This window comes from Hymenobacter miniatus, assembly GCF_016427455.1.
Classification (GTDB): Bacteria; Bacteroidota; Bacteroidia; order Cytophagales; family Hymenobacteraceae; genus Hymenobacter; species Hymenobacter armeniacus.
The window spans coordinates 340682-364587 of record NZ_JAELXR010000004.1; the positions used below are offsets into that span (position 1 = coordinate 340682).

Sequence of the window (23906 nt, forward strand, 5' to 3'; positions counted from 1 at the left end):
TAGAAGCCAGGCAACACCCGGCGCATGGCCGGGTGTTGCCTGGCTTCTAAAAGCGGATTCTGGTTGCTTAAGACGGAAATGGTGTGGCGCAGGGCTATTTTGCTCCCATGATTCGTTGCCCACTCATTGTTCTGTTGCTGTTGTGCCTGGCCTGTTCGAACCGGGGCTGGGCCCAGCAGAACCGCGTCAGGGTGGAAACTGACTTGGGCGTTGAGCTGGTCAATGCGTTGGTGGTGCAGATTTCGCCGGAGTTTCTAAAGGACTCTGCCGCCGACCCTCACCTGTTTCGTACCACGCGGCTGATGCGAATCAGCTACAACTACTTCGCGCCGTTTCGGCAACACGCGGCCGTGTTGCGCACCCAGCAGCTAACGGACAAGCTGGGCACCGGCGTGTATCTGTTGCCGCTTTTTTACGATGGTTTTCCCCGCCCGCGGCGGCACACGCCGGTTTCGGTGCCGCTCCTTGAAGCCATCCACCCCAACCTTGATTCTGCCGCTCGGCTCGCCGATGCCTACATGCAATTGCTCGGGAAGTTCTACCAAGAAAGCGGCTTCAAGCGCTTTCAGCAGCAGTATCGCGGGGTTTATTCCCTGGCTGTGGCCCAGGTGCGGCGCAACTTACCGGCCCCCGATTTTATCCCCACCATGGAGGCGTACTACGGCGCGCACAAAGTCGCGTACCGCATCATCGTCAACCCGTTTTTCAAGTCGCAATGGGGCATGGCCTGGCAAGTGGCCGGTACTAAGGGCTCCACGGCGGTTCAGATTGCGGCACCCTCCGGCGAGCAGACCCTGGAGCACGGGCAGGTCCTGAATGCCGGCTTCGACGACGCCGAATGGGTACGCAACCTCTCGGTGCACGAGTTTGGCCATACGTTCGTGAACCCGCTCACGGTCCTGCCCGCCTTTGCGCCGGGCATTGCCGCGCAGCAGGCCTTGTTCCGGCCCATTCCGCAGCAGGAGCAGTACCGCGACTGGCCGACTTCGTTCAACGAACACGTGGTGCGGGCCGGCGAAGTGCGCATCGCGCTAGCGCTGGGACGGCCCGAGGTAAGCGCCAAGCTTCGCGCCGATTACGCGGCGTGGATGTATTTGCCCTTTTTCGAGGCCCAGCTGCAACGCTACGAAGCCGACCGCCGGCGCTACCCAACCCTGGAGTCTTTCTTGCCCGAAATCATTCGCGCCCTGCCTTCCCTGACACGATAAGGCCGGCAGCTTGGTCGGAGGCCATTGCGAAAACAGCAAAAAAGCCCGGCCTCTGCAAGCCGGGCTTTTTTTCGGAAACAATTCGTTTTAAACGAGGGTGCTGTGCTTTTCCAGGTCAAACAGCTCGCCCAGCAGCTCCACCAGCTGGCCGGCGTCGTCGCGCTTGCAAGCGGCTTTGAGCTGCAGCACGTGCTGCTTCAGCACCTTCTGCATCAGCGAGCGGGTGGCCTCGTCGAGGAGCTTGCTTTCGGCGGGGGTGGCTTTTTTCTGGAACCGGTCGAGCTCTTCCTGGCGCAGCTGCTCCAAGCTGGCTTTCACGCGCTGAATGATGGGTGACACCATCATTTCCTTGCTCCACTCGCTGAGGCCCGCGATGCTTTCGGCAATGATGGCGCGCACCTGGGGCACGGCGGCCAGGCGCATTTCCAGCGCGGCCGACGCCTTGCTTTGGATGGCGTCGATGTTGTAGACCAACACGCCGGGCACCTGCTCCACGTCGGCGGCAATGCTGCGGGGCACGCTCAGGTCGATGAAGAACTTAAAGCTCAGCACGTCAAGGTGCTGCACCAGCTCTTTGGTGAAGAACGGCTCGGCGCGGTTGATGGACGAGATGATGACGTCGGCTTCTTTGAGCGCGGGCACCAAGTTTTCGAAGTCCACGATGCTCATGCCGCACTCCTCGGCCAGCGACTCGGCCTTGCTGCGGGTGCGGTTGCAGAGGGTGATGGTGCCAAACGCCTTGCTGGCGGCCAGGTGGCGGCACACGTCGGCCCCGATTTCGCCCAGGCCCACCACCAGTACGTTGGGGTTGGCCACATCGGCGGTCAGCTCTTCCACCAGCTCCAGGGCGGCGTAGCTCACGGAAGCGGCCCCGTCGCGGAAGCTGGTTTCGGTTTGCACGCGCTTGTTGGTGAAAAACACCGTGTGCAGCAGCCGGTGCAGGAAAGGGCCGGCGGCGTCGGCGTCGGCGGCCCACTGGTAGGCCGTTTTCACTTGGTTGCTGATTTGCAGGTCGCCCACCACCTGCGCGTCGAGGCCCATGGCCACTTCGAAGAGGTGTTGCACGGCCGCGTCGGCCTCGGTGAGCAGGTCGAAGTAGGGCAGAAACTGGCCGATGTCGGCGCGGTCCTTGAGGTGGCCCAGCGCGAGAATGATTTCGCGGCTGCGGTCGTCCTCGGCGGCGTAGTAGACCTCGGTGCGGTTGCAGGTGCTCAGCACAAGTAAGTCGGAGAGACCCAGCTCGTTGTGCAGCGTGTGTAGAAAGCGGCGACAAGCGGCCTCGTCTAAAGAAAGCAGCTCGCGGATGGCCAGCGGCGCTTTCTTGAAGGATAGGCTAACGGCCTTGAACGGATGGGACATAGAATAGACGACACGAAATCGGACTACAAAATTACGGCAGGATTTCGGTTCCGAATACTAACAGCCAGTGCCCGTCCGGGGTTCGGCCCCAAACCTGATGAATATCAGCCGGCGGGCCCATCCCAAGCGTAGCAAAGGCACCTGGCCGGCGGGCGGCTGATGAAAATCAGGTGCCCGGCGCCAGCCACCCAGCCTCAACACCGCAACTTTCCGGAAAAACCGCCGTGCGCAGGGCCCGTACCTTTGCTGCATGTTAGTGAAAACCCCCTCTGCTGCTGATTCTCCACTCGTGCCGCGCCCCGCCGGGGTTGCCTCGGGCGCAGGCCTGGCCGGCAGCGACCCCGGCGCCGTGGGCGCCGCCGACGAAACCGCGTCGCTGGAAGCAACCGAGGCCATGGCCGTGCCCGCGCCGGCTGTCACCTCGCCCGTGGCGTGGGTGCTGCTGCTGGTGCTGGCCTCCATCTGGGGCACGTCGTTTATTCTGATGAAGAAGGGGTTGGTGGTGTTTTCGGCCATGGAGCTGGGCGCCACCCGCGTGGCGGTGGCCTCGTTGCTGCTGCTGCCGTTTGCCCTTCGCCACGTGGGCGGTGTGGAGCGCAGCCGCTTCAAGTGGCTGGCCCTGAGCGGCATGGTGGGCACGTTTATCCCGGCGTTTCTCTTTGCTTATGCCGAAACCAAGCTGGCCTCGGGGCTGGCGGGCGTGCTCAATGCCCTCACGGTGGTGTTTACGCTGCTGGTGGGCGCCCTGCTGTTTGGGCAGCGGCTCACGGGCCTGCGGGTGCTGGGCATCGCGCTGGGGCTGGTGGGCACGGTGGTGATGCTGCTGGGCGGCAGCGGCGGGGCCGAAACGCCCACCGGCGAGGGCAACGCCTGGTACGGCGTCTACATTCTCATTGCCACCATTGGCTATGGCCTGAGCGTCAACGTTATCAAGCACAAGCTGGGCGGGATGACGCCGGTGGCCGTCACGTCGGTGCTGCTGCTGCTCATTGGCGGGCCGGCGCTGGCGTATTTGCTGGTGGGCACCGGGTTTGTGCACAAGTTATCCACCGTGCCGGGCGCCTGGGCGGCGTTTGGCTACATCGCGCTGCTAGCTACCATGAGCACGGCCGTGGCCATGGTGCTGTTTAATAAGCTCATTCAGCAATCCACGGCGCTGTTTGCCTCTTCCAGCACTTACCTCATTCCCATCGTGGCCCTGGCGTGGGGCGCCCTCGACGGCGAAGCTTTCAACGTCTGGCATTTTGCCGGCATGGTGGTCATCCTGGCCGGCGTGCTCATTATCCACCGCGCGAAGTAGGTGAGGAGTGAATAAGTAGACCGGCTTGCAGAGCGCAGCGAAGCACGCCGGTCTACTTATTCCTTTCACTCGTTCACATACGGCCACTCCTGGAACCGCGCGGGCAGGCCAGCAGCGCGGGCGTTGCCGCGCACGTAGGCCAGCAGGCGGGTGAGCTCGGCTTCGTCCTGCGCTTCGTATTCGTGCCAGCCCACTTGCCAGAACTCGGCTTCGGGCGGAAGCTTGGGGCGCACCAGGCGGCGGCAGGCCGTGCCGGTGCGCAGGTGCAGCAGGTCGATGGCTTTGGCAAAGGATAAGTTGCTGGTTTCGGGCAGCAGCACCACCAAATGGACGTGGTTGGGCAGAATGGCGAAGCCCAGCACGGCGAAGCCGGTTTCTTCCAGCATCAGGATTTCGCCGGCCAGCGCTTCGGCCATTTTCTCGCTGTCGAAGTAGCGCGGGCCGATGGGGGCGCGGTCGAGTACGGCGTCGAATGCGGCGAAGAACTGCTTTTGGGCGCGGCGGTGCTCGGTGCCGGCTGCGTAGGCCCGGTGCCGTTCGGCTTGCAACTCGCGGCCGGTGGCGGCCGGTATGGTACCGTGTAGGCGAAACGTGATGAAACTGGTGGGCATGGCCGGGCGTCGCAGTAGAAATAGAAAATATTGTGAAAGAAAGCTTTCCCAAAACAGCAGGAGCAAAAAATTAGCTGAAGCAGGGAAGAAATGGCTTTTTGGTACTCATGGGCTTATCCGCAGTGCCCATGGGGCGAGGCCGGCGGTAGGGCAAAGCGAGCGGAGTGCCGCGAGCGGTCGAGGAAGCGCCGGTGTCGGAGTTATTGCAGTTCTTGGGCCGTGGCAAAGGGCTTTGGTTGAAATTTCTGTAACAATCCACCACATGAACCTTGTCCCGTCAAGGCGCGCTACAGTTTTGGGCGCTGTTTAAAAATACCCGCCTATTCTCCTTCGCACACCGTGTGCAAACCGCTGCTGACATGGGCATTGCGTTTCACCGTTTTCTTCCCGGAGACTAACCCTCCTTCCTGCATGGACACTCTTCTCATCGATGACGACCTCATCGGCATTTTTCTTACCGAGCGCTTGCTTCGGCGCGAGGCATTTTCCGACGATATCGTCACGCTGAACACCGCCCACGAGGCCTTGACTTTTTTGCAGCAGGCCGCCCCCGACGAGCTGCCCCGCGTGGTTTTTCTGGACCTGAACATGCCCATGATGGACGGCTGGGAACTGCTGGCGGCGCTGCAGCCCATCGCCGACCGCCTGCGCGGGCGCTGTCGGTTCTACGTCCTCACGTCGTCGCTGGCCCAGGCCGATACGGCCCGCGTGGATGAGTTTGAACTGGTGGCCGGTTTGCTGCGCAAACCCATCGACAGCCAGCAGATTCGCTTGGTGCGCACGCAGCTGGAGCAGGCCGCAACAGGCTAAGCACCGGGGGCGGTGGGCAGTTCAATGTAGAAGGTGGTGCCCTTGTGTTCCTGGCTTTCGAACCAGACGCGGCCGTTGTGCAGCTGCACTATCGTGTGAATGAGGTGCATGCCCAGGCCAGTGGTTTTTTCGCCGCGCAGGCCCGGCCGACGGGCTTTGGTGAACCGGTCGAACAACACCGGGTGCAGCCGCTCGGGAATGCCGATGCCGTCGTCGGCCACGGCCACCAGCACGTGCTCGGCGCGCTGCTCCAGCGACACGGCAATGCGCCCGCCCTCGCCCGTGAACTTGATGGCGTTGGACAACAGGTTGTTGATGACCTGCAGGAATTTGTTGTGGTCGATTTCGACGTATATCGACGGGCGCGAGGTTTCGAACGAAAACCACTTGGCCACCAGGTACTCGTTTTTTTGGTAGGTTTCCATCACCTGGCCCAGCTCGGCGGCCAGGTCCACGCGCGTGCGCTTCAGCTCCACGCTGGCCGAGCCCATGAACTCCCCGTCCACGAAATCGCGGATGAGGTTCACGCTGTCGCGGCAGGTGTCCTGCATCACGCGTATCATGTTCTGCACCTGCGGGTCGTTCAGGGCCTGGGTTTTCTCTTCGAGAAAGTCGGCCAGCTGGCGCAGCATGTTGAAGGGACCGGCCAGGTCGTGCGACAGGATTTCCAGCGTCGTGTTTTTCTTGGCCATGTACAGGTCGGCGTTGCGCAGGTATTCCTGCTCCACGGTCACGTCCTGCACCGAGCCCGTGAGCAGCTCCTGGCCGTCGGCGGCGGTGGCGCGGTGGGCCTGCACGGCCAGCCAGCGCAGGGGCCGGTCGGGGCCGGGCTGCAGGCGCAGCAGCAGGTCGTCGCGCAACTCGCCCGAGGCCAGGTCGACAAAGCACTCGCGGGCGTAGGCTTGGTCGTCGACGGGCAGCCAGTGCAGCAGCCGCGGCAAGTCGGCGTCTACGTTTTCGCAGAGCAGGCCCGGAAACAGCTTCTCATAAGAGGGGCTCAGGTAGAGCACTTTGCCCGCGCTGATGCTGTAGATAAAGAAGGTTTGCCGGCTGCCTTCGAGCAAGTGCTGAAACAAATCCGGGGGAGTGAGCATGGGAAAGGGAAGCAGAAAAGGCGTGGTGTGGAGAAGCGGCCAACCATTAAAAAACGGGTTGATGCAGCCAAACCTGCAAGCGGGCTGAAATGCAAGCAGGCCGAAATATACACTGTTTTGCTCCAGCCGGCTACCCCCGGTAGGCGTAGGTGGCGGCGCCTGCAGCTGGGCCGCCGCTGGCTGCAGAATGCAGCGCTTCAACGGCTTCGGGCGGGCCTGGCACATTGGCAGCGCCTATGTCGCATTCGTGCAATACTTTACCTGGTAAAATATATACATTTAACTATGTTTTTGGTCGCTCCTATAAGGGGACGCGCGGCCAGGGGTGAGATGGCCACCCGCCGGGAGCGCAGAGTGGCAACAACGGCAAGGCCTATGATGCGACCAACTACACGCTTTTTTTAGCTGACCCGGCCGTGCCGCCCCAGGAGTTGTGGCCTGGGGCGCGCCACACGCCAGCCCTTTTCTCTCCTTTTTTCTGTTTTAACGTTCTGACCCATGAAAAATCCGTTGTTGCCCGTCGCCACCCGTTTCGGCCGGACGTGCGTTGTTGCCCTCCTGGGGGCTGCGCTTAGCCTTCTTGTTGCCAGTTCCAGCCAGGCTCAGGCCCCCCAGCGGTGGGCCGGAGTCATAAAAATGACCGATTTGAGCTACCGCGTGTGGGCCTGCAACCCAGCGGCCAAGCCGGGCTTCATCCAAATGGTGGACGACAAAGGCACCGTTTACTTCGAGCAGTACAGCTCGGCCACCAATTTTGGGCGCAAGCTCAATTTCAGTGCATTGCCCAACGGCAAGTACACCATTCTGGTGAAAATCGGCTACGACGAACACCGGTTCAACGTGAACATGCAAAGCTCGTCGCGCCAATGGGCCGACGTCGAGCAGGAGGAGCCCAGCCAGCGCCTCATTACCATGGAAACGGCACACAAGCCCGTGAAATAGCCGCGTTTTTCTCCACGAGCCCGGCGCGTGCCACAACCGGCAGGCTCGTTCATCGGCAGCACGGCCGACTTTATTCACCAAAAAGGGCCCTGGCGAATGCTCGCCAGGGCCCTTTTTGGTGTGCGGCTTCTGTGCCGGTGCGCCGGGCGCTACGCTACGGCAACCTGGGTGCCGGGCTGCCCCAGCTTGGAGTTCTTGTAGCCGTAGGTGAAGTACACGGCCAGCCCAATCAGCAGCCACACGAAGAACAAGGTCCAGTTGCTGATGCCCAGTTCGGTCATCAAATACAGGTTGATGAGCAGGCCCAGGGTGGGCAGCAGCGACAGTTTTTTGCGGAAGGAGAGCACGCTCAGGGCCAGGCAGAACAGGAAGAACACCAGCGTGGGAATCTGGTGGGCAAAGCCGCCCGTCACCTTGCCGCTCACGGCGTCGTGCTGCAGCCAGCCGTGCTGGCCGGTGGCATCCAGCCAGAACTCGTGGTTGCTGGCCGCGTTGTAGCGGATGACCAAAAAGGCGCCCACGGCCAGAATAAGCGGCACCAGCCACTGCCCGTTGATGTAGGGCACCTTGAAGCGGGCCTCGGAGCGGCCGTAAGGGTCGATGATGAGGATGCCGCCGCACACCAGCGCAAACGCGAACAGCGTGCCGATGCTGGTGAGGTCGACCACCAAATCCATGTTCAGAATAAGCGCCGGCACGGCCACGAAAAAGCCCGTGACGATGGTGGCAAACGAGGGCGTGTGAAACTTCGGGTGAATCTTGGAAAATACCTGCGGCAGCAGCCCGTCGCGGCTCATCGTGAGCCAGATGCGCGGCTGCCCCAGCTGAAACACGAGCAGTACCGAGGCCATGGCAAACACGGCACTCACCGCCACCAGGCCCGACAGGCGCGAAAGGCCCACCTTGGCAAACACGAACGAGAGCGGGTCGCCCACACCCAGCTCTTTGTACGACACCATGCCCGTGAGCACCAGCGTGATAACCACGTACAGCACCGTGCAGATGATGAGGGCATACATCATGGCCTTGGGCAGGTCGCGCTGCGGGTTCTTGCATTCCTCGGCCGTCGTCGAAATGGCGTCGAAGCCGATGTAAGCGAAAAACACCGCCGACACGCCCTTGAGCACGCCGCCCACGCCGTTGGGGGCAAAGGGCGTCCAGTTCGCAGGCTGCACGTAGAACGCGCCCACCGCAATGACGATGAACACCACAATCAGCTTGAGCAGCACCAGCAGGTTCGAGGCGTTTTTGCTTTCCTTGATGCCCACGTACACCAGCGCCGTGATGAGCACCGTGATGACGAAGGCCGGCAAATCGACCACCAGGTGGAAGCCGTTGAAAAGCTCGGGCGCCGAAGTCCAGGCCTTGTAGCCTTCTAGCTGAGCCGGCGTGGCTTCGGCCAGCGGCCGGCCGGCCTGCATGATGCTCATCACGGCCTCGTAGCCGGCGTGGCCGGTCTGGGTGCCCATCGTGAGCCACAGCGGGAGGTGAATACCGACGCCGTCGAGCAGCCCGGTGAAGTAGTCGGACCAGGAAATGGCCACCACGATGTTGCCCACCGCATATTCCATGATGAGCGCCCACCCGATAATCCAGGCCGCCAGCTCGCCAAACGAAGCGTAGGCGTAGGTGTAGGCCGAACCGCTGACCGGAATGGTGGCCGCAAACTGCGCGTAGCACAGCGCCGAAAACGCGCAGGCCACCGCCGTGAACACAAATAGCAGCGACACGGCCGGGCCGCCGTCGAGGCTGGCCTTGCCGATGGTGCTGAAAATGCCGGCCCCGATGATGGCCGCAATGCCAAGGGCCGTGAGGTCGCGCACGGTGAGGTGGCGGGCCAGGCCGCCGGCGGAAGGCCCTTCGTGGTCGGCGGGTGGGTTTTGGAGGATGGCCGCAATGGTCTTGCGGCGGAAAAGGGACTTGTCGGAGCTCATGAAAGGTGGGAGGAGCGGGTTTGAAGGGCAAAAGATAAAGCATAATGGCGGGGGCGTGTGCAATCGGGGCCGCGCGGGCATCAATCGGGCAAGCTCTTTCGCCTTCTTCCTCAGCTTATGCGCCCCACCGTTTCCCTCACCATTCCGCAGCCCTGCCACGAAAGCTGGGACGCCATGACGCCCGCCGCCCAAGGCCGCCACTGCGCCGCCTGCCAGAAAACCGTGGTCGACTTCACCCTGAAAACCGATGCCGAGATACTGGCCTATCTGGCCACGGCCGCGGGCGGCCCCACCTGCGGGCGCTTCGCGGCGGGGCAGCTGGAGCGGCCGTTGCAGCGCGCCGCCCCGGCTGCCCCAATGGCCCGGTGGCGGGCCTGGCTGGCGGCGGCCGTGGCCGTATGGGGCGTGCGCGAAGCAGTAGGCACGAGTGCGCAGGCGCAGACGCCGCAGGAGTGGCGCACCCGCTACTGGGGCGGCCCGGTGCCAGCCGCGCCAGTACCAGCAACCAGCGAAACTCCAGCGCCTACCGCAAAAGCCGCCGACGTGCAGCCCCCGAGCCCAGCCGGGAATCAGAGTGCTACAACGGGGGCTCCCATGTTGATGTCCTCCTTCCCAGACCAGCTGCCGCCGCGGCCCCTCACCGCGCCCGTGCTGCGCGGCGTGGTGACCGATTCTGCCAGCGGCGAACCAATACCCGGCGTAACAGTGCTGCTCGAAGGCACCACTGTGGGCACCAGCACTGGCGTGGACGGCTCATTTAGCTTGGCGGTGCCAATGGATTTGGTTAATAAAAAGGGGCTGGAGATAAAAGTTGCCTCACTTGGCTATGTCTCGCAGTTTCGGGCAGTAGCAGTCCAAGCCGGCATGCCTTTAATTTTCCGGCTGCAGCCAGATGTGAAAGGGCTCACGGGGGTAGTGGGCGGAATAACCATCACGAGTCGGTACCGCGCCATGCCGCCGGCCCCCTGGCACCCGCGAGCGTTGTGGGGCTGGGGCAAGTACTGGGTAACGCGGCCGTTTCGGCGCTAGAATTGGTAATCCAGCGTAAGTAGGCCATGAACCATTGAGCCCGGACTGAACCCCATGTACCAACCGAAGTCTGGGCCTAGAAAAGAGGATTCTTGCCTGTAAATACTGGTGTCAAAGTCGGGCTGAGGACGTGGGTTGCCCCGGAAACCCAGAAGCGCGTTGCCGAGTAGTCGGCCATTGCTGGCCCGGCGCAATACGTAGCGCCGGTACCCAAGCCCAATGCCGCCGCCAAAACTTGTGGCTTGGTATTGATAGGCCGCGTACTGCTTGGTTTTTACGTTTACAACACTTGCCGTTTGCTGGATATTAAGAATGTTGAGTTGAAATTGGAAGTATAAGCCGCCTGGAAACTGCTGCGTCAGAAATCGGCGGTAATAAACCGAGCCTTGCTCTCCCCGGTACTCACCCAGCACGCCGTAGTGGTAGCTGGCGTGCCCGCCCACCGAACTGCTTAGGCCCGTGCTGTGCTCGTAGCCCAGCTGCGCTTTGTAAAAAAGCTCGATGGGTGAAATCGAAACGATGTTGGCCCGGGTTGTCGGCGGCTCAGCGGGAGTTTGCGCTTGCACGGCTCCGCGGCCCAATAGCAGCAAGGCCAGTCCAAGCTGGAGGCATAAAAGGCGTTGGCATGCTTGCATGGCTTGAATTACAAGATGAATGCATTGGGTAATCAAATAAAAAATTGGCAAATAAGGACTTTTGCCAGCTGGGGTGCGCTGATACCAATGTTTCTACAGCGCCCGGCAAGGCCATTTGCAGCGCGGTAAAAAGGACTTTACACCCAAACCTTTCGGCCCCAAAAAGCCTTAAAGCAGGGTATGAGATTCCTGCGTTTTACCCTGCTGTTGCTGGCCACGGCGTGCGCTGCCCCCCGGCCCACCACCCGATTCAACCCCACCGCTACCCGCGCCGAATTGCCCCGCGAAGAAGCCGTGCACCCCAAAAACTCGCTGGAATGGTGGTACCTCACCGGCCACCTCACCGACCAAGCCACCGGCCACCAATACGGCGTGGAGTACGTTTTCTTCCACTTCAACCTGAAAGATGGCAAACAGGACTGGCAGATGGTGAACATGGCCATCACCGACCCACAGGGGCAGAAGTTCAACTACGACTACAAGCTAGGCCGGCTGCCGCGCCTGCTCACCGACTCCTTGCCGCTGCGGCTGCGCGACCAGCAGCGCGGCCAGGTGTGGAAGCTCGACGGGCAGGAAGGGGCCTACCACTTGCAGGCGGCCTTCACCGGCAAGCAGAACGCCGGTTACGCCCTCGACCTCACCACCCGGCCCACCCGGCCCGTGGTGCTGCACAGCGGCACCGGCTACGAAAACTACGGCAACGGCATCACGGCCGGCTACTACTCCTACCCGCGCCTGGCCACCACGGGCACCCTCACGGTGGGCGGCCAAGCCCACGCCGTGACCGGCGAGCTGTGGTACGACCGGCAGTGGAACTGCACCAGCATCGTGGACAAGAACGTGGGCTGGGACTGGCTCAGCATCCAGCTCGACGAGCCCCGCGAGGAGTTCATGCTCAATACCCTGCGCAACTCCGCCACCGGCCTCACCCTGAACAACGGCACCTTCAGCCGCGCCACCGGCGGCGCCGACCTGCACCTCTCCGGCACCGATTTCGTGCTCACTCCCCTCACGTACTGGACCAGCCCGAAATCCAAAAAGAAATACCCCGCCAAATGGCGCGTGCAGGTGCCCGGCCAGGGCTACGACCTCACCGTAGAGCCGCTGGTGCCCCAGCAGGAGCTGGCCTTGCGCTTCTTCCACGCCTTCACCATGTACTACTGGGAGGGCATGTGCCGCGTGACCGGCACCCACAACGGCCAGCCCGTGACCGGCAAGGCGTATGTGGAGATTACGAATCGGTAGGGGCCGCTCCTGTCATTGCGAGGCCGCAGGCCGTGGCAATCCGTCCTCTCAATGTGACAAGCCCAGAGTTGTGACAAGGCCTTTTTTAAATACTAAAAAGCCCCGTTACTGCGCAGTGCCAGGGCTTTCTGGTAGAAGAACGTGTCTCTGGTTTTGACAGGACCGATTGCCACGGCCCGCGGCCTCGCAATGACGGGCGGTTGCCTACTGGTTCAGCACCACGCGGAAAGTGGTGCCGCGGCCCTGTTCGCTCCATTTCACGAAGAGCCGGCCTTCGTGGTAGTTCTCGATGATGCGCTTGGCCAGGGCCAGGCCCAGGCCCCAGCCTCGCTTTTTGGTGGTGTAGCCGGGCATGAACACGCTTTCCATCTTGTTTTTGGGAATGCCCTTGCCGGTGTCGGTGATGTCGACGGCCACCTGCCGGGCGGGCGTGCCGCGGCGGTACCAAGTGCGCCGCGTGCGCACCCGCCGCAGGTGCAGCGTGATGGAGCCGCGCCCGTCCATGGCGTCCACCGCGTTTTTACAGATGTTTTCGATGACCCAGTCGAACAGCGGCACGTTGATGCGGGCGGGCGTGTCCGTCGGCAGGTCGGTTTCGATTTTGAAGACGACCTTTTTGGAAACGCGGCTCTGCAGGTACTCAATGGCGTTGCGGGTGGTCTGGAGCAGGTTTTCATCCTTAAGCACCGGCACCGAGCCGATGTTGCTGAACCGCTCGGTGATGATTTCCAGGCGCCGGATGTCCTTGCCCAGCTCCTCCACAATGGGCTCGTCCTTGAAGCGGTCGGAGTCGCGCAGGTAGTTCTGCCAGCCCACCAGGCTGCTGAGCGGCGTGCCCAGCTGGTGGGCGGTTTCCTTGGCCAGGCCCACCCACACGCGGTTTTGCTCGGCCCGCCGCGACGAGCTGAACGCGAAGTAGGCGATGACGGCTAGGCAGCCAATCACCACCAGCTGCACCAGCGGGTAGGTGCGCAACTGCCGCAGCAGCTGCGAGTCGCGGTAGAAAATGTAGTTCACCTGTCCGCCGCCGAATTTTACCACAATGGGCGGGTGCTTGGTTTTCATCAGCGCCAGCTCGGTTTGCAGGTGGGCCATCGAGTCGGCCAGCGGCAGGCGGCGCGGCATGTCGATGTTTTTGGCCGCGATGATGTCCTTGCCGTCGCTGCTGAGAATGACCGGAATGGTGGTGTTGCCGTTGATGATTTCGTCGAAAACAAAGGGGTTCGTTTCCGACTCCGAATTGACGATGAATTCCTGCGCCTTGGCGTAGAGCTGAATCTGCTGCTGCTCCCGCTCCGACACGCGCTGCACCAAGAGGTTGGTATACACCACGGTGGCCGCCCCGATGAGCAGGGCCAGCACCGCCACCAGGATTTTGATGCGGGTTTTCTTTTCGTAAATCGGAATCATGTAGTCGTTAGAAAGAACGTCATGCAGAGCGCAGCGAAGCATCTTGCTCGCAATAGCTAACTCTTCCGACTGAATTACTTACTGCGGGCAAGATGCTTCGCTGCGCTCTGCATGACGGGCAGCGAGGACGTTCTATTACCCCACCAGCACGGCGTCGCTGCTGGCAATCTCGGCCAGGATTTCCAGCACGGCGGCGGGCGTTTCGGCATCTACCAGGCGGGTGCGCCAGGCTTTGGCGCCTTCCAGGCCGCGGAAGTACTGGGCGTAGTGCCGGCGCATCTCAAACACGCCCACTTTCGGGCCCTTCCACTCCACGCTGCGGTCGAAGTGCATCTGGCACATGGCCACCCGCTCTTCCAGGGTGGGCGGGGCCAGCAGCTCGCCGGTGGCCACGTAGTGCTTCACCTCCCGGAAAATCCAGGGATAGCCAATGCTGGCCCGGCCTATCATCACGCCGTCCACGCCGTAGCGGTTCTTGTACTCCAGCGCCTTCTCGGGCGAGGTAATGTCGCCGTTGCCAAAAATCGGAATTTTGATGCGCGGGTTGTTCTTAATGCTGGCAATGAGGCGCCAGTCGGCTTCGCCCTTGTAGAGCTGGGCGCGGGTGCGGCCGTGCACCGTGAGGGCCTGAATGCCCACGTCCTGCAGGCGCTCGGCCACTTCTTCCACGTTTTTGGTGCCTTCGTCCCAGCCCAGGCGGGTTTTCACGGTCACGGGCAGGTGGGTGTGCTTCACTACGGCGGCCGTCATGGCCACCATTTTGGGAATGTCCTGGAGCAGGGCGGCGCCGGCCCCGCGGCAGGCCACCTGCTTCACCGGGCAGCCGTAGTTGATGTCGATGAGGTCGGGCCCGGCCTCGGTGCTGATGGCCGCGCACTCGCCCATCGTCTCCACATCAGACCCGAAGAGCTGGATGCCGATGGGCCGCTCGTAATCGAACACGTCGAGCTTCTTGCGGCTCTTGGCGGCCGCCCGGATGAGGCCTTCCGAGGAAATGAACTCGGTGTACATCAGGTCGGCCCCGTTGGCCTTGCACACGGCGCGGAAGGGCGGGTCGCTCACGTCCTCCATGGGCGCGAGCAGGAGCGGGAAGTCGGGAAGGGAGATGTTGGGACCGATGTTGACCACGGGGATATCTGTACGTTAAAGCGTGATGTTCTGGCGGGGCGCCTCACCCCCTGCCCCCCTCCCCAAAGGGAGAGGGGCACCGGACTTGCTCCGAATGAAAATCGTCAGGCTCCCCTCTCCCTTTGGAGAGGGGCCGGGGGGAGGCGCCCGCTGTGTGCTACAGCACTTTCTTTGTTTGAATGACTAAGCCTAAGTTAAAATCTGCGGTAAATTTACGCCCTTCCCAACTAGCGCCCCGCCATGAAAGGTTTCCTGCCCCGCACCCTGCACCCTGGCTTGCAGATACTCCTGTTGCTGGGTTTTATGGCGTTATGCTTTTGCGTGGCCTACGCCGTGATATTTGCCTGGGGCATGGGCGGGTTCGGCTTGTCGACGGGGCAACTGATAGAGGCGATGCAGCGGCCCACGACTTCCCCCAACGGCTGGGGCATCATGATGATGGTGCAGGGCGTCACGCTGGGGCTGGTGTTTGGCGGCGCCGCGCTGGCGCTGGCCTCGGCCCTGGGCTACCGTTGGGCCGAATACTTCAACCCGCGCCGGCTGGGCGCAGGCTGGTGGCTGCTGGCCGCGGCGGGGCTTATTGTGGTCATTTTGCCGCTGATGTCCGTCATCATTGCCTGGAACGCGGATGCGCATTTCCCGGCCGCGCTGCACGATTTTGAAGCCTGGGCCCGCGCCAGCGAAGACCGGGCCGCCGGCCTCACCAAGTTTCTCACGCGGCTCACGTCCACCGGGCGCTTGCTGGTGGCCATTGTGGTGGTGGCGCTGGTGCCGGCTATGGCCGAAGAGCTGGTGTTTCGCGGCGTGGTGCAGAAAAACCTGGTGCGCTGGTTTTCGCCGCACGTGGGCGTGTGGCTGGCGGCGGCCATTTTTTCGGCCATTCACATGCAGTTTTTTGGGTTTGTGCCGCGCTTCCTGCTGGGCCTGGTGCTGGGCTACCTCTACCTCTGGAGCGGCAATATTCTGGTGAGCATGGCCGCCCACTTCACCCAGAATGCCTTTCAGCTCCTCATCCTCTACTTCACGCAGCAGGGCCGCTTCGGCTGGGGCTTCGACCCCGACGCCACCGAGCCCCTGCCCTGGACGCTGGTAGTGCCGTCGGCGCTGCTCTCGGCCGGGCTGCTCTATTTCCTGCACCAGCGCATGACCGCGCCCGCCGCGCCCACCACCATGCTCACCCTCAGCAGCGAGGGCGTGGCCGTGCATCGCAACGAACCGTCGGCGTAACCCAACCGGCCAAAGTACGTCATGCAGAGCGCAGCGAAGCATCTCGCCCGCCCCGTTGCGTAATTGAATTACTATTGCACGCGAGATGCTTCGCTGCGCTCTGCATGACGGCCTGTTTTCTGTCCCCACTTCCCTTTCCACTTGTCCGACTCTACGCCTCCGATACCCGCTCCCGCCGAAACCCCCGCCGCCAAAGGCGGCCCCAGCAACCTTCGTTTGCGCGTCATCTGGGGCGTCATCGGCGCGGCGCTGCTGCTGGGCAGCGTCTGGTTCAGCCCCTGGACATTCGGGCTGTTTTTCGCCGCTGTGCAGGCCGTGATGCTGTGGGAATTCTACCGCATGATGCGGGCGGGTGGCTACGCGCCGGCTACGTGGATTGGGGTAGGGGCGGGGTTATTGATTTTTTGGTGCTTTTGGAGAGTTGTCGCTGCTTTTGGCTATCAGGGTTTGCTCGATAGATGGGATGACACCCTATTTCCGACCATTCTTATTTTGATGGTCCTGCCAGTTGTTCTAGTGCTCCTAGAAGTATATAAATGGTCAGGAATTTCATCCGTAAAGTCCCCTTTTGCTGATATAGGAATAACCCTGGCAGGCCTCATCTATGTAAGCTTGCCGATGAGTTTGCTTACCGTAATAGCCCTTGGAGGCCGCTATTACGACTACCGCCGCATCTTCGCCCTGCTCTTTCTCATCTGGGCGTCCGACATCGGCGCCTACGCGGCCGGCAAAACCTTTGGCAAGCACAAAATGGCCCCCAGCATCTCGCCAGGCAAAACCTGGGAAGGCTGGGCCGGCGGCTTTGCAATGACTTTAATCGTGGGCTGGACCATTGGCTACATGCTGCCTGATATGCTCCTCACGTACCGCCTCGTGGCAGCCGGCGTGGTGGCGGTGTTCGCGCCGTTGGGCGACTTGGCCGAGTCCATGCTCAAGCGCAGCGTGGGGGTGAAGGACTCGGGCAGCATCATGCCCGGCCACGGCGGCCTGCTCGATAGGTTCGACGCGTTTCTGCTGGTGCTGCCTGTGCTGGCGCTGCTGCAGCTGCTGGCGGGGTAGGGGCCTTCGGTCGTTGCGAATGGAGCGCTGCGGAATGCGGCAATCCGTTCTGTTCTCAGCGACCAACCCAATCATATGAGCAGCCCATCGAAAAGCCCCGACACTGCGCAGTGTCGGGGCTTTTTACTAACCGCAACTCATCGCAAAGAAAAGCGCCTAGCATTGAGCGGAAGGATTGCCACGGCTACGCCTCGCAATGACAGGCGGTTGCGATTTCCCCCAAACGTTTGCGGTCAATTCATCTCCGGTCTTGCCAAAAGCAATACCTTTGCGGCCCTCAATCGTATCCATCATCCCACCCAACGCTTCTTAAAACCAACCCCACCACGAATGGCAGCCCACACCGTGTATAAAGAGCCCGCTCCGCTAGTAGACCGCGAAAATCCGCTCGAATCGATGATGTCGCGCTTCAACATCGCCGCCGAAATCCTCGGCCTCGATGAGGCAACCTACAACGTTCTGAAGGCCCCCGACAAGCAGGTCATTGTCAACATTCCCGTGACGATGGACGACGGCCAGATTCACGTGTTTGAGGGCTACCGCGTGATTCACAACACCATCCTCGGCCCCAGCAAGGGCGGCATCCGCTACGACAAAAACGTGCACCTCGACGAGGTGAAGGCCCTCGCGGCCTGGATGACCTGGAAGTGCGCCGTGGTCGACATCCCTTATGGCGGCGCCAAGGGCGGCATCATCTGCGACCCCACCACCATGAGCCCTGGCGAAATTGAGCGCATGACGCGCGGCTATACGCTGGCCCTGAAAGACATTTTCGGCCCCGACCGCGACATTCCGGCCCCCGACATGGGCACCGGCCCCCGCGAAATGGCCTGGCTGATGGACGAATTCTCGAAAACCAACGGCATGACCTCGCCCGCCGTGGTCACGGGCAAGCCCCTGGTGATGGGCGGCTCGCTGGGCCGCACCGAGGCCACCGGCCGCGGCGTGATGGTGTCGGCCCTGGCCGCCCTCAAAAAGCTGGGCCTGAAGCCGACCGAAGTGTCGGCCGCCGTGCAGGGCTTCGGCAACGTGGGCTCGTGGGCCGCTGTGCTGCTGCACGCCCAGGGCGTGAAAATTAAGGCCGTGTCGGACATCTCGGGTGCTTACTGGAACGAGAATGGCATCAACATCGACGACGCCATTGCCTACAAAAACGCCCACAACGGCCGCCTCGAAGGCTTCGCCGGCGCCACGCCGATGGACCCGAACGACCTGCTGACCTCCGACGTGGATGTGCTGGTGCCCGCCGCCGTGGAAGACGTCATCACCGAGCACAACGCCCACAACATCAAGGCCAAGCTCATTGTGGAAGGCGCCAACGGCCCGACTTCGGCCTCGGCCGACCCCATCATCAACGAGAAGGGCATCATGGTGGTGCCGGACATTCTGGCCAACTCGGGCGGTGTCACGGTGTCGTACTTCGAGTGGGTGCAAAACAAGCAGGGATTCAAGTGGAGCCTCGACATGGTGACCGAGCGCGCCGACCGCATCATGTCCGACGCCTTCGAGAAAGTGTACCAGACCAGCCAGAAATACAAGATTCCGATGCGCATTGCGGCCTACGTGGTGGCCATCGACAAAGTGGCCCAGACGTACAAGTTCCGCGGCGGCTTCTAAGACGCAAGCGCAATGGAACAGGCAGATTTATTGGGTGTTAGCCTTGTTGGAATGTCCAGGTAGCATCTGTTTTTGAATTCCTTCCGTAATTGCTGGTGAAAAGGCACGTGCCGTGAGGTTCGTGCCTTTTTACTTTTCCTGCCGACCTTTGTTTGCGGATACCACCCGCCCGGCGGCCATTCGGAACCCCAAACCATCCGTTTTATCTGCCAAAATCCGTTTACGCTGCGGTTCATGAAAATACACAAAGAAGGACGACGCATCCTGTTCGTTACGCTGCTGATTTTGCTGGCGCTCAACTTGTTGATGTTTTATTTCAACCGGGGCAATACGCTGGTCAACCGCTTATTCGCGGGGGCTACGGTCATCATCTTTCTGCTGATTCTGCAGTTTTTCCGCAGCCCGTTTCGGCACATGTTCACCCACGAAGACCTGCTGCTGGCGCCCGCCGACGGCAAGGTGGTGGTGATTGAGAACGTGTTTGAGCCCGAGTATTTCGAGGATGAGCGCAAGCAAATCAGCATTTTCATGTCGCCCATCAACGTGCACGTCACGCGCAACCCGATTTCGGGCATCGTAAAGTACTTCAAGTACCACCCCGGCAACTACCTGGTGGCCTGGCACCCCAAAAGCAGCACCCAGAACGAACGCACCACCGTGGTGGTGGAAAGCGACGCCGGCCCGCTGGTGCTCTTCCGGCAGATTGCCGGCGCCATGGCCCGCCGCATTGTATGGTACGTGAATGAAGGCGACGAAGTGAGCCAGGGCGAAGAGTTTGGCTTCATCAAATTCGGCTCCCGCGTCGACGTTTTCGTGCCGCTCGATACGGAAGTGAAAGTGGAGCTGGGCCAGAAGGTGAAAGGCGGCGAAACCGTAATCTGCCAGTTGAAAGTGTGATAAGCGGGAGCAAACCGCAACGGCAACGACCAGAAACACGAATTGCCACAACGAACAAGGCCACTCATTGAGTGGCCTTGTTCGTTGTAGCGGCCCCGCACTGCCAACGCCGTGGCTGCACCGACTGCCGGCTATGCGGTGCGTTTGGGCCTACATTCGCGTCCTTTCACACTTTTTCAGTTCAGTTTTATGAAGCTGCCCCTTCTTTGCCTGTTCCTGACGACGGGAACCCTTAGCGCCGCAACGGCCCAAACCCCTGCATCGACTGCGGCGGTGAAACGCACCGAAGAGTATTGCCAAGTGGTGGCCCAAGCCAAGCTGAACGGACGCTACGTGGTGTCGATTGATTATGGCCAGCAGCAGAAGCTGGTCTCGGCCAATCTTTTTCGCGATGCATCGGGCAAGGCGGTTGAGTTCAATTCGGCCATGGACGCGCTAAACTGGCTGAATGCACAAGGCTGGGAACTGGCTAGCACCTTCATCGACCCGGCAAATACCGGGGCGTATTACGTGATGCGGCGCCGAATTCAATAGTCGGCCGGGCCGTGCCACCCATTCCGAGCGCGGTAAGGAGAACTTGCTCATCGCAGCCTCGCCCCGCCGAATTTCAAATCAGCACGTGCGGCACAAACTCCGAAAGGTTGGTGATGAGCCCCGCCTCGCGGCGGAAGCCAATGGCGCAGGCCTCGCCGGCCCAGAACACGCCGGCCTGGTAGCGGCGGCCCTGCGCGTCGGTGGGCAGTTCGGCCCAGCGCTGGTAAAGCTGGGGCTGCTGGTCAAACTCGCCGGGTACTTCAGCTCCGGCGCGGCCGTCGGGCCGGATTTCGGCCACGTTTTGGCCTTCGCGCCCCAGCACGGGCTTGCGCACGTGGTGGCCGGCCAGCGGCTGCAGGCTGGCTTCGAGCAGCAGCGGGTGGTGCGGAAACGTGTCCCAGAGGTGAGCCAGCAAGGCCTTGCTTTGGAAGAGCAGGCCATACGCTGGGTTGGCCGTCACCACGTCGCGGGTGAGCTGGAGCTGCACCAGGTCGGCGGTGAGTTCGGGTTCTTCTTCGGCCAGAATTTCCCAGGGCACGAGCTTGAACAGAAAGTCGAACTTTTGCCACTGCCCGGGCACCGACTCGGCCCACACGCCCCGGTCTTCGCCCTGCACCGATACGGTCATGGCATCAACGGAGCAGACGAATACATCGGCAAAGCCCGCCGTGCGGGCGGCTTCGGCCAGCACGGCGCAGTTGGCTTCGTCCTCGGCGCTGTCGGGCAGGTGCACGAGCAGAAGCGTGGCTTGCTTGTCGTTGTTCAGGGCGCGCCAGTGGCGAAACTGGTCTTCGAGGCATTCAAACAAGCCGTTGGCCTGTCGCTCGTCATCGGACTGGCCAGCGGCTACCAGGCTGGCCCACTGCACCACGCTGGTTTCGGGCAGGCCGGTGGCGGTGTCGGCGTTAAACTCCAGAAGCTTGGGGCCGTCGGCCGTCAGCGCCACATCGAAGCGGCCGTAGAGGTGCCAGTGCCGCTCATCGTTCCAAGAGTGGCGCACGGCCTCCCACAGGTTGGTCGGAATGGCCAGCTTGTGCAGCAGAGCATCCGGAATGGGGTCGGGGATGGCTTCTACCAACATGTCGTAGAGCGTATCGGCGGCTTGCAGCAGCGTTTCAGCGTCGGTTTCTGCAAGCTGCACGGCTTCGCGGGCCACGTAGTTCTGGCAGGCGTCTTCAATGGCCCAATCCCAGCCCAGGGCCTGCACGGCCGGGGCTACTTCGCCGAAAAGCGGAAGGAGGTTAATCATTTGTTGGGGTGTCTTAAAGGTCGCAGAATGCTCAGGATGACAAACGAAGCACGCGAGATGCCTCGGCTGCGCTCGGCATGACCGTTCCTTGTTTAAGCAAAAACCTTCGCTCACCCCCCGAAGCCCCGGAAGCCACCGCGGCTGCCGAAGCCACTGCTACGGCCCGACGGCGCGCTGCTGCGGAAGCTGGGCCGCGGCGAGCTGCGCATCGTGGAGCGGCTTTCCTGGATGCCGGCCGTGGGCGTGCGGCGCCCCGTGAAGCCCCGGCCGAAGAAGCCGCGGCCTTGGTCCTGTCGCTCGCGGGCCACGTTGGCGCGCCAGCCCTGGTTGCGCTGAATAAGGCCGGGGTTGGCGTAGTAGCCGGGGTTGGGGGTGAGGAAGCGGCCGGCCATGTAGCCGATGCCGCTCCACATCAGCACGTCCATCAGGCCGGTGCCGTTGGCGCGGTTTTCGGGGTACTGGCGGCTGTAGTCCTGCATCTGGCGCTGCAGGGCCTGGCCTTGCAGGGTGTCGGTTTTGCCATCGAAATGGTGCAGCACAGCCGCCACTTCTTCCTTGCCGGCCGGGCGCTCGGCCGTGATTTTCCACTGGCCGGGCTGCACTTCGGTCATTTCCGTGATGACGCCCTGGCTGTAGCTTTCGCCGCCCCAGCTGCCTTCGGCGCCGTTGTCGTCGCGGCGGTTGTCGTTGGAGCAGGCGGGCAGGGCGAGGCCCAGGCTGCTGGCCGCAGCAATCAGCAGTACGTTGCGGCGCCAGTCGCCGAGGAGGTGAAAATGCTTTTTCATAGTCTGAACCACGGATTCGGGCGGATTTTTCGGATTCCACGGATTTCGTGGACGGTGTTAAAGTGTAATGGGGCGAACGCCTGAACTGGTTGGTTGTTAGCTTAGTGCCGAATGTACGGGAACGGGTTGGTCGGACAGTCGTCCACAAAATCCGTGCAATCAAAAAAAATCCGCCCGAATCCGTGGTTCAGACAAACCATTGGCCCGCCAGCTGCACGAGCTGCTCCAAGGCGGCTTGGTCGTCGTGGTCGAAATCGTTGAGCTGGTCACTGTCCACGTCCAGCACGGCCACTACTTGTCCGTTCCGGAAAATGGGCACCACGATTTCCGACTTCGACTCCGAGCTGCAGGCAATGTGGCCGGGAAAGGCTTCCACGTCGGGCACCAGCAGGGTTTCGGCCCGGGCCCAGCTGGCGCCGCACACGCCCTTGCCATGCCGGATGCGCGTGCAGGCAATGGGCCCCTGGAACGGGCCCAGCACGAGCTCATCGCCTTTCACGAGGTAGAACCCCACCCAGAAAAACCCGAACGCCTGCCGCAGCGCTGCGGCCGTGTTGGCGAGGTTGGCGGTGAGGTCGGGCTCGCCGGTGGTGAGGGCTTCAATTTGGGGCAGCAGCTGCCGGTATTGCTCGGCTTTGGTGAGCGTGGCGTCGAGGGAGAGGGTTTCGGCCATGGAAAATGTGCGAAGTCAGGACTCGCGGAAAGGGTGAAGGCGAATGATTAATCGGTAAAAGACGCCGGCCATTACATGCGCTGCGGCGATGAACCCGTGCAATTACTCGTTTACGTACCAGAACAGCTCATCGGGGCCAACGTTTGTGCGGCTGCGCAGGCCGCTGAACCCGATGCGCGGCGCCGCAATGCCCTGGCCCAGCTTGGTAGGCGCGCGAAACACGCGGATTTCGTCCCATAAACCGGCCTGCAGTAGGGCATTGAGCACCGTGGGGCCGCCCTCCACCAGCACCGACTGCACCTGCCGCTGGTGCAGGTCGGCCAGCATTTGCGGGATGAGGTCGTCGGCTTCCGACAAGGTCACGAGGTCGAGGTTGGCCTTGTGGTAGGGCTGGCGGTAGGTGTAGATGAGGGTGGGCTGGGAGCCGTCGAGCAGGTTGTGGGTCGGCGGCAGGCTCAGGTTTTTGTCGATGACGAGGCGCGTGGGCTGGGGGCCGGGCCAGTCGCGCACGTTCAGGCGGGGGTTGTCGTGCAGGGCCGTGCGGGTGCCCACCAGAATGGCCTGTTCCTCGGCCCGCCACTGGTGGGTGAGCAAGTTGGCCTGCGGCGAGCTGATGCGAATGGGCTGGAAGTACTTGCCGGCCAGAAAGCCGTCGGCCGTTTCGGCCCATTTCAGCACCAGGTAAGGCCGCTTCTTTTCGTGAAAGGTGAAGAAGCGGCGATTCAGCCAGCGGCCTTCCGGGGCCAGCAGGCCGGTTTCGACGTGCACGCCGGCGGCGCGCAGCTTTTCCAGGCCGCGGCCGTCCACCAGCGGAAAAGGGTCTTCGTTGCACACCACCACTTCGGGCACGCCCTTGGCGATGAGCAGGTCGGCGCAGGGCGGCGTCTTGCCGTGGTGGGCGCAGGGCTCCAGCGTCACGTACACGCGGGACTGCTTCAGCAGCTCCTGGTCGGCCACGGCGGCCAGGGCGTTCACTTCGGCGTGCGGGCCGCCGTATTGCTTGTGCCAGCCCTCGCCGATGATGCGGCCCTGGTGCGTCACCACGCAGCCCACCAAGGGGTTGGGCCGGGCGTGGCCGGTGCCGAGGTGAGCCAGCTGGAGCGCGCGGCTCATGCAGGAAACGTCGTCGATTTTCATGGCCGCGAAGGTAGGAACGGGGG

General features: G+C 62.2%; 22 protein-coding genes. 11 read left to right on the forward strand and 11 right to left on the reverse strand.

The window, feature by feature from the left end:
- Positions 1-107 precede the first annotated feature (107 nt).
- The gene (locus JAO73_RS08725; protein WP_198976682.1) at positions 108-1208 is read left to right on the forward strand and encodes a DUF4932 domain-containing protein; all 1101 of its coding nucleotides are present in this window, start codon (positions 108-110) and stop codon (positions 1206-1208) included.
- Positions 1209-1295: 87 nt separating this feature from the next.
- On the opposite strand, the gene hemA is transcribed toward JAO73_RS08725, so the two are convergent.
- Positions 1296-2567, reverse strand: a complete 1272-nt coding sequence (gene hemA, locus JAO73_RS08730) for a glutamyl-tRNA reductase (protein ID WP_198976683.1) — start codon at positions 2565-2567, stop codon at positions 1296-1298.
- A 256-nt stretch (positions 2568-2823) separates the two neighbouring features.
- Here hemA and JAO73_RS08735 point away from each other — a divergent pair, with 256 nt between their 5' ends.
- Positions 2824-3867: a DMT family transporter gene (locus JAO73_RS08735; protein ID WP_317191212.1), complete on the forward strand. Its 1044-nt coding sequence runs from the start codon at positions 2824-2826 to the stop codon at positions 3865-3867.
- Positions 3868-3932: 65 nt separating this feature from the next.
- Here the strand turns inward: JAO73_RS08735 and JAO73_RS08740 are convergent, their stop codons facing one another.
- Positions 3933-4478 carry a transposase gene (locus tag JAO73_RS08740; protein WP_198976684.1) on the reverse strand — a complete coding sequence of 182 codons (546 nt, stop codon included), beginning with the start codon at positions 4476-4478 and terminating at the stop codon, positions 3933-3935.
- Between the two features lie 411 nt (positions 4479-4889).
- Between JAO73_RS08740 and JAO73_RS08745 the strand changes: the two genes are divergently transcribed.
- Positions 4890-5288, forward strand: a complete 399-nt coding sequence (locus tag JAO73_RS08745; RefSeq protein WP_198976685.1) for a response regulator — start codon at positions 4890-4892, stop codon at positions 5286-5288.
- Here JAO73_RS08745 and JAO73_RS08750 read toward each other — a convergent pair.
- Positions 5285-6382, reverse strand: coding sequence for a sensor histidine kinase (locus tag JAO73_RS08750; protein ID WP_198976686.1), 1098 nt, complete (start codon positions 6380-6382; stop codon positions 5285-5287). The genes JAO73_RS08745 and JAO73_RS08750 overlap by 4 nt on opposite strands.
- Positions 6383-7018: 636 nt before the next feature.
- Between JAO73_RS08750 and JAO73_RS08755 the strand changes: the two genes are divergently transcribed.
- Complete coding sequence (locus JAO73_RS08755; RefSeq protein WP_198976687.1) at positions 7019-7324, forward strand: hypothetical protein; 306 nt, start codon at positions 7019-7021, stop codon at positions 7322-7324.
- Between the two features lie 149 nt (positions 7325-7473).
- Here the strand turns inward: JAO73_RS08755 and JAO73_RS08760 are convergent, their stop codons facing one another.
- Positions 7474-9258, reverse strand: coding sequence for an amino acid permease (locus tag JAO73_RS08760; protein ID WP_198976688.1), 1785 nt, complete (start codon positions 9256-9258; stop codon positions 7474-7476).
- Positions 9259-9375: 117 nt separating this feature from the next.
- Here JAO73_RS08760 and JAO73_RS22955 point away from each other — a divergent pair, with 117 nt between their 5' ends.
- A complete protein-coding gene (locus tag JAO73_RS22955) occupies positions 9376-10287 on the forward strand; it encodes a carboxypeptidase-like regulatory domain-containing protein (protein WP_233168944.1) in 912 nt (303 codons plus the stop codon).
- On the opposite strand, the gene JAO73_RS08770 is transcribed toward JAO73_RS22955, so the two are convergent.
- Positions 10284-10958: a hypothetical protein gene (locus JAO73_RS08770; RefSeq protein ID WP_198976689.1), complete on the reverse strand. Its 675-nt coding sequence runs from the start codon at positions 10956-10958 to the stop codon at positions 10284-10286. The genes JAO73_RS22955 and JAO73_RS08770 overlap by 4 nt on opposite strands.
- A gap of 144 nt (positions 10959-11102) precedes the next feature.
- On the opposite strand from JAO73_RS08770, the gene JAO73_RS08775 reads away from it, so the two are divergent.
- Positions 11103-12167 (forward strand): lipocalin-like domain-containing protein, encoded by a 1065-nt coding sequence (locus JAO73_RS08775; protein ID WP_198976690.1) that lies wholly within the window; start codon positions 11103-11105, stop codon positions 12165-12167.
- Positions 12168-12371: 204 nt separating this feature from the next.
- Here JAO73_RS08775 and JAO73_RS08780 read toward each other — a convergent pair whose 3' ends face one another.
- On the reverse strand, positions 12372-13619 hold the full coding sequence (locus JAO73_RS08780) for an ATP-binding protein (RefSeq protein WP_233168951.1): 1248 nt from the start codon (positions 13617-13619) through the stop codon (positions 12372-12374).
- A gap of 93 nt (positions 13620-13712) precedes the next feature.
- Positions 13713-14705 (reverse strand): tRNA dihydrouridine synthase DusB, encoded by a 993-nt coding sequence (dusB, locus tag JAO73_RS08785; protein ID WP_198976691.1) that lies wholly within the window; start codon positions 14703-14705, stop codon positions 13713-13715.
- Between the two features lie 303 nt (positions 14706-15008).
- Between dusB and JAO73_RS08790 the strand changes: the two genes are divergently transcribed.
- From JAO73_RS08790 to JAO73_RS08810, 5 genes are all read left to right on the forward strand, one after another.
- Entirely contained in the window at positions 15009-15932 is a 924-nt protein-coding gene (locus JAO73_RS08790; protein ID WP_198976692.1) for a CPBP family intramembrane glutamic endopeptidase, read from the forward strand.
- Between the two features lie 216 nt (positions 15933-16148).
- The gene (locus JAO73_RS08795) at positions 16149-16991 is read left to right on the forward strand and encodes a phosphatidate cytidylyltransferase (RefSeq protein WP_233169032.1); all 843 of its coding nucleotides are present in this window, start codon (positions 16149-16151) and stop codon (positions 16989-16991) included.
- A gap of 330 nt (positions 16992-17321) precedes the next feature.
- Complete coding sequence (locus tag JAO73_RS08800) at positions 17322-18608, forward strand: Glu/Leu/Phe/Val family dehydrogenase (RefSeq protein ID WP_190925292.1); 1287 nt, start codon at positions 17322-17324, stop codon at positions 18606-18608.
- 234 nt (positions 18609-18842) lie between these two features.
- Positions 18843-19505 (forward strand): phosphatidylserine decarboxylase family protein, encoded by a 663-nt coding sequence (locus tag JAO73_RS08805; RefSeq protein WP_198976694.1) that lies wholly within the window; start codon positions 18843-18845, stop codon positions 19503-19505.
- A 189-nt stretch (positions 19506-19694) separates the two neighbouring features.
- A complete protein-coding gene (locus JAO73_RS08810; RefSeq protein WP_190925296.1) occupies positions 19695-20039 on the forward strand; it encodes a hypothetical protein in 345 nt (114 codons plus the stop codon).
- 73 nt (positions 20040-20112) lie between these two features.
- On the opposite strand, the gene JAO73_RS08815 is transcribed toward JAO73_RS08810, so the two are convergent.
- The 4 genes from JAO73_RS08815 to ribD all read right to left on the reverse strand — a co-directional run bounded on the left by JAO73_RS08815 (position 20113) and on the right by ribD (position 23883).
- The gene (locus JAO73_RS08815; protein ID WP_198976695.1) at positions 20113-21288 is read right to left on the reverse strand and encodes a glutathionylspermidine synthase family protein; all 1176 of its coding nucleotides are present in this window, start codon (positions 21286-21288) and stop codon (positions 20113-20115) included.
- Between the two features lie 110 nt (positions 21289-21398).
- Complete coding sequence (locus JAO73_RS08820) at positions 21399-22073, reverse strand: Cj0371 family chemotaxis-regulating polar lipoprotein (RefSeq protein WP_198976696.1); 675 nt, start codon at positions 22071-22073, stop codon at positions 21399-21401.
- 187 nt (positions 22074-22260) lie between these two features.
- Positions 22261-22746 carry a free L-methionine (R)-S-oxide reductase MsrC gene (gene msrC, locus JAO73_RS08825; protein WP_198976697.1) on the reverse strand — a complete coding sequence of 162 codons (486 nt, stop codon included), beginning with the start codon at positions 22744-22746 and terminating at the stop codon, positions 22261-22263.
- Between the two features lie 102 nt (positions 22747-22848).
- Entirely contained in the window at positions 22849-23883 is a 1035-nt protein-coding gene (gene ribD / locus JAO73_RS08830) for a bifunctional diaminohydroxyphosphoribosylaminopyrimidine deaminase/5-amino-6-(5-phosphoribosylamino)uracil reductase RibD (protein ID WP_198976698.1), read from the reverse strand.
- Positions 23884-23906: the final 23 nt, after the last annotated feature.